We start from the raw sequence: 1,062 nt of genomic DNA on the forward strand, positions 1-1,062 counted from the left end.
TATTTAAAAAACTAACTAAGAACGAAACTAAAAATGAACTTAAATAAGATCCTAGCCTGAATAAAACAATTGCACCGAGTAAATAATAACTAACATCTTGCCAGCGTTCGCTATTAACTTGGTAAACGGAATGGCTAAGCATATAAAGCTGGTTTGGGTCCAACTCCAAAATAGCCAACATCAAAGCAATTGCAACAATCCCTGTTAGCCAAATCAAATAAAGCCCCTAATATAATCCTTTATATATGCTTTAGTAAGTCATACGCTCATCCTTGAATGAAGAATGACCTAGCGCCTATACTAAACACAAATACTAAACACATGTCTATTAAGTGGTATAATTTTCCCATTTACCACTTTTAAGCAATAACTGACGATCTGCCATAGCTGCCAAGCTTCTATCATGAGTTACCATCAATAAAGCGGTTTTCATAGTGTCTTGTAATTCAGCTAATATGGCAAAAACACTTTGCGCATTTTCATAATCCAGATTACCCGTTGGCTCATCCGCCAGTACCAAGGAGGGCTTAGTAACAAGGGCACGAGCAATAGCCACACGCTGTCTTTCACCCCCTGACAATTCACCTGGACGATGCTCCAACCTATGGCCTAAGCCTACTCTTTCGAGCAAATCTACAGCTTGCTGGCGAGCTTCTTTAATGGGCACGTCCTTACGTAACAATAACGGCATTGCCACGTTTTCAATTGCCGTGAACTCTGGCAAAAGATGATGAAACTGATAAATAAATCCAAGATGCTTATTACGCATCTCACCACGCTCAGTCTCATTCATATTATTTATACATTGACCGTGAAGCCATACCTCGCCAGAAGTTGGCACATCAAGACCGCCTAACAGGTGTAATAAAGTGCTTTTACCTGATCCACTAGTACCAACAATTGCAATGCGTTCTCCTGCCCTTACAGTTAGGTCAAGACCGGTTAATACCTGAGTACGAATATTGCCTTCATCATAAATTTTATTGATATTTCTGGCGTTTAGAATCTCTGTCATACTTTTTTCTCAATAACATTTATAAAATAATTAATCTTAAATGATTG

At 38.6% G+C, this 1,062-nt stretch carries 2 protein-coding genes; both read right to left on the reverse strand.

What is annotated here, in order from left to right; translation table 11 throughout:
• On the reverse strand, positions 1 to 217 hold a 217-nt coding region (locus QZ265_RS10910), incomplete at its 3' end, for a hypothetical protein (RefSeq protein ID WP_296406107.1).
• Between the two features lie 111 nt (positions 218 to 328).
• Positions 329 to 1,015, reverse strand: a complete 687-nt coding sequence (lolD, locus tag QZ265_RS10915) for a lipoprotein-releasing ABC transporter ATP-binding protein LolD (RefSeq protein ID WP_296406109.1) — start codon at positions 1,013 to 1,015, stop codon at positions 329 to 331.
• Positions 1,016 to 1,062: the final 47 nt, after the last annotated feature.

Origin of the sequence: Psychrobacter sp. (genome assembly GCF_018260395.1) — a bacterium.
Lineage (GTDB): Bacteria > Pseudomonadota > Gammaproteobacteria > Pseudomonadales > Moraxellaceae > Psychrobacter.

Coding starts and splice junctions, on each gene's coding strand:
- lolD (WP_296406109.1), bottom strand. CDS start 1,015: ATGACAGAGATTCTAAACGCCAGAAATATCAATAAAATTTATGATGAA.